Origin of the sequence: Mesobacillus selenatarsenatis SF-1 (genome assembly GCF_000813125.1) — a bacterium.
GTDB classification, from domain to species: domain Bacteria; phylum Bacillota; class Bacilli; order Bacillales; family Cytobacillaceae; genus Mesobacillus; species Mesobacillus selenatarsenatis.
Genome location: NZ_BASE01000111.1, coordinates 24,733 through 31,536, shown reverse-complemented (window position 1 = coordinate 31,536; position 6,804 = coordinate 24,733). Strand labels below are relative to the sequence as shown.

The 6,804-nt window shown below is 44.4% G+C and carries 4 protein-coding genes and 1 riboswitch; all 4 genes read right to left on the bottom strand.

All coding sequences use genetic code 11. The features are described from left to right. Positions 1-257: 257 nt before the first annotated feature. The 4 genes from ptsG to guaA all read right to left on the bottom strand — a co-directional run bounded on the left by ptsG (position 258) and on the right by guaA (position 6,681). Positions 258-2,333, bottom strand: a complete 2,076-nt coding sequence (ptsG, locus tag TY49_RS20775) for a glucose-specific PTS transporter subunit IIBC (RefSeq protein WP_041967813.1) — start codon at positions 2,331-2,333, stop codon at positions 258-260. Between the two features lie 179 nt (positions 2,334-2,512). Next, positions 2,513-3,355: a glucose PTS transporter transcription antiterminator GlcT gene (glcT, locus tag TY49_RS20770; RefSeq protein WP_041967812.1), complete on the bottom strand. Its 843-nt coding sequence runs from the start codon at positions 3,353-3,355 to the stop codon at positions 2,513-2,515. A gap of 135 nt (positions 3,356-3,490) precedes the next feature. Beyond that, positions 3,491-4,822 (bottom strand): NCS2 family permease, encoded by a 1,332-nt coding sequence (locus tag TY49_RS20765; protein ID WP_041967815.1) that lies wholly within the window; start codon positions 4,820-4,822, stop codon positions 3,491-3,493. 121 nt (positions 4,823-4,943) lie between these two features. After that, positions 4,944-5,045, bottom strand: a riboswitch (purine riboswitch). Positions 5,046-5,133: 88 nt separating this feature from the next. Then, positions 5,134-6,681 (bottom strand): glutamine-hydrolyzing GMP synthase, encoded by a 1,548-nt coding sequence (guaA, locus tag TY49_RS20760; protein WP_041967811.1) that lies wholly within the window; start codon positions 6,679-6,681, stop codon positions 5,134-5,136. Between the last annotated feature and the right edge of the window lie 123 nt (positions 6,682-6,804).

The window sequence follows — 6,804 nt, the reverse complement described above, 5'->3', positions numbered from 1 at the left end:
GTTATGCGCGCCGCTCAGAAGCGACTTTAATAATTTATCACATCACAGCGTTGAATGTCAACAGCTTTTTTTGATTTATTTTTTCATTATCAAAATGTTGTTAACCTGTTCGCGACTGTTTCTATATACTATCACCGGAGATGCCCAGAGTCAACATGTTTAAACCTTGAAAAAGTTGGGAAAAAATTTCGCTGTTCTTTTTCTTCTATATAATAAAACAGCCAGCCTCCATACAGGAGACCGGCTGTAATTAGTTCTTATTTAGAAATCGTAATGATATTCTCGTCTTTCACATCTACATTGCCCTTCTTATTAATAACAATGCTTTCCCCTTCAGAAAGGTTAGTGAAAACGATCGGAGTGATAATTGATGTTGCATTCTTCTTGATGTAATCAAGGTCCACCTTCAATAGCGGCTGTCCTTTTGTCACTGTATCATTTTCAGAAACAAGCGTTTCGAATCCTTGCCCCTTCAAATTAACTGTGTCAATACCCACATGAATGAGGATTTCCCTTCCAGAGTCAGACAGAATTCCAATCGCATGCTTTGTCGGGAACAGGTTAACGATCTTTCCGTCTACCGGTGATACAACTGTACCTTCAGAAGGTACGATAGCAAAACCGTCGCCCATCATCTTGCCTGAGAAGACTTGGTCAGGCACTTCTGTGATTGGCAGGATTTCACCTTTAATAGGAGAAACGAATACATCTGCATTAGCATCTGCATCATGGTGCGTCTGCAATGCTTCTGGATTTACTTCTTCAATTTGCTGTTCAACCTCTGTTGCCTGGTTCGTTTCCACCGGACGAGGCCTTTTACCGTTCATGATATCTCTCATCTGACCTTTAATTGTCTCTGAACGCGGCCCGAAGATTGCCTGGATGTTGTTGCCGACTTCAAGCACTCCAGCAGCACCCAGCTTTTTCAGGCGATTTTTATCGACGTTATTAATGTCATTTACAGATACACGAAGTCGTGTGATACATGCATCAAGGTGGGCGATGTTTTCTTTGCCGCCCATTGCGTCAAGAACTTCATATGGAAGGTCTCCAGCTTGTCCTTTTGCTCCGCCTTCTTCTTCATCCTCTTCCACTGCTTCGCGGCCAGGAGTCATCAGGTTAAACTTGCGGATTGCAAATCGGAAACCAAAGTAGTAAATTACTGCGAAAACTAAACCAACCGGAATGACAATCCATGCATTTGTCTGTGGATTGATCAGACCGAACAGGATGTAGTCAATTAAACCACCGGAGAATGTCATACCGATTTTTACATCTAAAAGGTGCATAGTCATGAAAGATAGACCTGCAAAGATTGCGTGTACTCCAAATAGTACTGGTGCTACGAACAAGAATGAGAACTCAAGTGGTTCTGTGATCCCTGTTAAGAATGAAGTCAATGCTGCAGATACCATCAAACCGCCGACTACTACTTTTCTTTCAGGACGTGCTTCATGATAAATTGCCAATGCTGCAGCTGGAAGACCGAACATCATGAATGGGAATTTACCAGTCATGAATGTACCTGCAGTCAGGTTTTGTACGTTATCCGCGATTTCCGCCATGAAGATACGCTGGTCACCACGGACCACATTTCCTGCTTCTGTCGTATAAGAACCAAACTCAAACCAGAATGGTGAGTAGAAGATATGGTGAAGTCCAAATGGAATCAAAGAACGTTCTACCACACCAAATACGAATGCGGATAGTGTCAAGTTTGCATGAACCATGTTTTGCGAGAATGCGTTAAGCCCATTTTGAATTGGCGGCCAGATGACCAGCATGGCTAAACCAAGCAAGATGGCAGTTCCTGCGGTAACGATAGGAACGAAACGCTTACCTGCAAAGAAGCCAAGATAAGATGGCAATTCGATTTCATAGAACTTGTTGTAAAGAGCTGCGGCAATGATACCTACGATGATACCGCCGAATACACCCGTTTGCAGGGTTGGAATTCCAAGTATGTTCTGGTAGTTAAGACCGTTAACATCCTCTGGAGTGATTTGAAGAACAGTACCCATCGTTACATTCATGATCAGGTACCCGATAATCGCTGCCAAACCAGCAACTCCTTCACCGCCAGCCAAACCAACAGCTACACCGACCGCGAACAAGAGCGGCAGATTTCCGAAGACAACGTCCCCGGCATTTTGCATAACAGCAGCCACCATATTGACGCCGCTGTTATCTAAAAATGGAGCAAGCTCCAATAACGCAGGGTTTCTAAGCGCGGCACCAAGTGCCAGCAGGATACCTGCAGCCGGAAGCAGGGCAACCGGAAGCATCAGCGCTTTACCTACTTTTTGAAGAACACCAAAAGCTTTCTTAAACATAGGAATACCTCCTGAAATTTTTTCTCCTAAAGCGGTTACAAACATCAAAAAAACAAATAAAAAAGGCATGAGAAAGATGTATCAAAAGAAGCATACGGATATATTACCCATAAAACTCCATTTCAATTACATTCTTTACTCATGCCTGATCGAATCAGTAACACGTAAAAAATAATAACCTATTTAACTTTTTTCTGAAGCCTTTGCAAATGCATTGTCAGATAGACGGCTTCAGCATCGCATACTTGTTTTTTCAAGGTTTGCTGCATCACTTTAATGAGTTTCCACGAAAGATTGTAGCACACTGGATATTCTTCTTTCAAGAGGGTTGCAAATTTTTCTGGTTCCTCAACTGTTTCACCATTATTGACTCTTTCGATTGTGAAACGTATGTGGCGTACGAGCCTGGTGTAGTCAATCCCCTCTTTGTCGATTTCGACTTCCAGGTTTTCTTCAATCATTTGTACCAATTTTGTCACAAGCTGTGAGTGTCTGTTCACATCGGAAAGGTTCCGATTCATTACCGCGCTGTGAATGTGAAGGGCGATGAAGCCTATTTCACCATCCGGAAACTCAATCCCCGATTTATCCTTAAGAAGCTGCACAACCTCTTTGGCGATCTGGAATTCAGTCGGGTACAGCGTCTTCGTTTCGACTAAAAATGGATTTTTAAAATCCAGCCCATTGGCAATTCGGTTTGCGGCAAACATCAGATGATCCGTCAACGCGACATGGATGTGTTCATTCAATTGGCTAGCTGCTCTCTTTTTGATCAGCTCAATAGAAGAAATGATGGCCTCGTGAAGATCGTTTTCGACGAATGGCAATAACTTAATGTAATTTGCCCGCTCTCTTTCATCCTTGAGGACAAACATTTTCTCCGCCTGCCCCTCTTCGATCAAATCTCCCTTTTTCCGATTGAAGCCGATTCCTTTGCCGATCAGGATGACTTCCCCGAATGCAGGGTGGTCCGCTATCATGACATTATTGTTCAACCCTTTTTTCACTGCAATTTGGTCCATCCTGTATCCCCGTTTCAGCCTGTTCTATAGAAATATCGTATATAAGGGAGATTTATAAGTCAATCCGAAGCGTTATTTATACCCACCTCAATTTTTGGCAAAAAAAGATCCAGCCGCACAGGCTGGACCCTTCTTCTATTCTGTTAAAAATACGAAATAAAGCAAGAAAATCACAAAGAACAGATACATAATCGGATGTACTTCTTTTGACTTCCCTTTAACAATCATCGTGATTGGGTAAAAGATGAAGCCTGCTGCAATCCCTGTTGCGATGCTGGATGAAAGCGGCATTGCAATCATTGTCAGGAATGATGGAACGGCGATTTCAAAACGGCCCCATTCAATCTTACCAAGAGAAGAAACCATCAGGACTCCAACGATAATCAATGCTGGCGCTGTTACAGCAGAGGTAACGACTGAGAGCAGCGGGAAAAAGAACAGTGCTAGCAGGAAGAACCCAGCCGTTACAAGTGAAGCGAATCCACTTCTTGCTCCTGATGCTACTCCAGCAGATGATTCAATATAGGAAGTAGTTGTTGACGTACCGAAGATTGAACCAACAAGCGATGCAATTGAATCAGCGAAAAGCGCACGGCCGGCGCGCGGCAGCTTGTTGTCTTTCATCAATCCTGCCTGGTTGGCAACGGCTACAAGAGTACCTGCGTTATCAAAGAAATCAACGAACAGGAATGTCAGGATGATTCCGAGCATTGTTGCTGTATAGAAAGATGGATCACCAAAAGCGCTGAAAACCGCTCCGAAGGTTGGCGCAACACTCGGCACTGCTCCAACCACACTTTCAGGTGTTTCAATAAGATTGAAGATCATTCCAACAATTACGGTAATGATGATTCCGAAGAATACAGCACCATGAATGCCTCTTGTGAGCATGATGACTGTAATCAATAAACCAAACAGCGCAAGCAATGTATTGCTGTTTGTCAAATCTCCTAGCCCTACAAGTGTTGCTGGATTATCGACGATGATCCCTGCATTTTTCAATCCAATGAACGTGATGAACAAACCGATCCCCGCTCCGACTGCATGCTTGAGTTCAACCGGGATGGCATTGATCAATTTTTCACGCCAGCCAGAAATCGTAAGGATCAGGAAGAACACACTTGAGATGAAGACCGCTGCAAGGGCATGTTGCCACGGTGCTCCATGGCTCAGAACAACTGTGTAAGCGAAGAATGCGTTCAAGCCCATTCCCGGAGCAAGGGCGATTGGATACTTACCAATCAGGCCCATGATGATGGAACCAACTGCTGCAGCTAGAGCTGTCGCTACAAAGACAGCACCTGTATCCATCCTCAAAGCTTCCGGCAGGTCCGGTACATCTGACAATGTGAGTATATTTGGATTTACAATAAGGATGTACGCCATTGCCAGAAACGTTGTCATCCCTCCAATGAATTCGCGGCGATAGTTCGTGCCAAGCTTCTCAAACTCAAAATACTTCTTCATTTTTTCATTTCCCCCTGAATAGTATTCAGGAAATCTGGCCAAAAAGAAAACACCTCGGGTTACCGGGCGTTGACTGAAGGCATATAAGAAAGTCCGGTGGCAATAGATTGATAGATTGCCAGCCATGAATTCTTCACCTCGTAGTCAAGCCATTTACGGTAGCTCGGTAGAAACTTTTGGGCCATATCCCCAAGATTATACGACGAATTATGACAAATTATTAAGTTCAGTATCATTCTAACAGGACTTTTACCCCTAGTCAATAAAAAAAAACGAACATTTTTAATGTTCGTTTTTAAATCGTTCGTATTTTACTCCCATTCGATTGTTGCAGGCGGCTTGCTCGTGATGTCATAGACTACACGGTTTACGTGGTCTACTTCATTGACGATCCTGGTGGAAATGATCTCGAGTACATCCCACGGAATCCTTGCCCAGTCCGACGTCATTCCATCAATTGACGTTACCGCACGGATTCCTATTGTGTAATCATAAGTTCTTGCATCGCCCATGACACCGACGCTGCGGATGTCGGGAAGGACTGTGAAGTACTGCCAGATTTCACGATCAAGACCAGCTTTCTTTATTTCATCACGGAGGATTGCGTCTGATTCCCGAACAATCTCAAGTTTCTCTTCCGATATCGCACCTAGGACACGGATGCCAAGTCCAGGGCCCGGGAATGGCTGGCGCCAGACGACTTCATCAGGCATGCCAAGCTCAGTGCCAAGTGCCCGGACTTCATCCTTGAATAATGTATTCAATGGCTCGATCAATTTAAACTGCATATCCTCAGGCAGTCCGCCGACATTATGGTGGGACTTGATTGTCTGTGCTGTCGCCGTACCGCTCTCGATAATATCGGTATACAATGTTCCCTGTGCCAGGAACTCAATGCCTTCCAGCTTTTCAGCTTCATCGTCAAACACATAGATGAACTCATTGCCAATGATTTTACGCTTCTGCTCAGGATCGGATACTCCCTCAAGCTTGCTGAGGAAACGGTCCTTCGCATCGACTTTGATCACATTCATATTGAAGCCATCAGCTAGAGTTTTCATGACACCTTCGGCTTCGTCTTTTCGCAACAATCCGTGGTCGACGAATATACATGTCAGTTGGTCACCGATCGCTTTATGAATCAATACCGCAACAACTGAAGAATCTACACCGCCACTGAGCGCGCAAAGTACTTTTTTGTCTCCCACCTGCTGGCGAATCTTCTCCATCTCGATTTCAATGAAATTTTCCATCGACCAGTTGCCTTCGCATTCACAAACTTTGAAGACGAAGTTTTTCAAAAGGTCATTTCCGTAAACCGAATGGCGTACTTCCGGATGGAATTGAACAGCATATAGTTTGCGGCGTTCATCACTCATTGCCGCGATTGGGCAAGAAGGGTTTATGCCGTCCACTGTGAATCCCGGGGGTGACATCGTTACAAGGTCTCCGTGGCTCATCCAGACAACCTGCTCTCCCGGTGTTCCCTCAAATAATCTGTTCTGGTTATGCAGAGTCAGCAAAGCTTTGCCATATTCACGGTTCTTCGCCTTCTCGACCTTGCCGCCGAAATGCATCGTCATCAGCTGCATTCCGTAGCAGATTCCTAAAATCGGCAAACCCAGCTCGAAAATTTCTTCATCACAGCGGAAGGCTCCCTCATCATAGACAGAGTTCGGTCCTCCGGAGAAAATGATTCCCTTAGGATTCATTTCCTTGATTTCAGCTGCCGTAATCGTGTGTGGATGCAGTTCGCTGTAGACGCCAAATTCCCTGATCCGTCTTGTGATCAGCTGGTTATACTGGCTGCCAAAGTCTAATACAATAATCTTTTCCTGGTCTTGCAACTCGGTTTTCATAAAGTCACCTCATTATAAATTAGAAACGCGCAAACTTCCGTAAACAGAAGGTTATGTAGATAGTATGGCATATTACCGCGTTTTTTCCCCATTAAAAAAGGCCAGAATCCTGCCGCCTCAAAT

Excerpts from the sequence above, each read along its gene's own strand:
- guaA (WP_041967811.1), bottom strand. The coding sequence starts at position 6,681 with ATGAAAACCGAGTTGCAAGACCAGGAAAAGATTATTGTATTAGACTTT.
- ptsG (WP_041967813.1), bottom strand. The coding sequence starts at position 2,333 with ATGTTTAAGAAAGCTTTTGGTGTTCTTCAAAAAGTAGGTAAAGCGCTG.
- glcT (WP_041967812.1), bottom strand. The coding sequence starts at position 3,355 with ATGGACCAAATTGCAGTGAAAAAAGGGTTGAACAATAATGTCATGATA.
- TY49_RS20765 (WP_041967815.1), bottom strand. The coding sequence starts at position 4,822 with ATGAAGAAGTATTTTGAGTTTGAGAAGCTTGGCACGAACTATCGCCGC.